This window comes from Paenibacillus cisolokensis, from assembly GCF_050481165.1.
GTDB classification, from domain to species: Bacteria; Bacillota; Bacilli; order Paenibacillales; family Paenibacillaceae; genus Paenibacillus_AH; species Paenibacillus_AH cisolokensis.
The window spans coordinates 1-622 of record NZ_JBCNFP010000099.1 but is presented as its reverse complement, the minus strand read 5'-3'; the positions used below and the strand labels follow the sequence as shown (position 1 = coordinate 622).

Sequence of the window (622 nt, the reverse complement as noted above, 5' to 3'; positions counted from 1 at the left end):
AACCTGAATTTCGAAAGCCCATAATAACGGGTCATTGTTGCGAGAAGGTCAGCATCAGGCTTGCAAATATGTGGATAATTTTCCGTCTGGCCGAGCTAGATTATCCACATGCGGATAGTCCTCCCCCTCCCCAATGAAGAGGCTGGTTCATTTTCCATGTAAAATTTTGTGAATCATCATTCCAACAAAGCCACCCTGGCTTCGATTCGTTTCCATGCGTAGCGTCCGGCGAAGTTCTTCATCAGTTTGAGCACGACAGATCGACCGTGCTGAATGAGCGTCGCCGCGCAGTGAAAGAACTCCAGACGGAACCTTGCAATGGTATAACCTTGATGCACCGGCTCGCAGCAATCGCGTTTGAATCGCTCGAACAAGTTATAGGCAAGCAGCTTGATGAGCAAATCCAGTTCATTCGCTTTAAAATCGCTTGTGGCGATGCGATCGATCGAGAAGCCGTTTTTGGCTTCCTTGATGTAATTTTCCATGCAGCAGCGTTGGTTGTAGAAGCGCCACAAATCGATCGGCTCCCATTCCAGATTGGTTACGATCGCTTCATATTGCCAGTCTGTATCGAACACGATCCGGCCTTGTCCGTCATCAAACACCTGCGCTTTGCGAATAA

General features: G+C 48.4%; 1 protein-coding gene. It reads right to left on the bottom strand.

Annotation, left to right across the window (positions count from 1 at the left end; translation table 11 throughout):
• Positions 1 to 176: 176 nt before the first annotated feature.
• Positions 177 to 622: transposase (locus ABEV74_RS16470; protein ID WP_430147627.1), on the bottom strand; the 446-nt coding region annotated here is incomplete at its 5' end.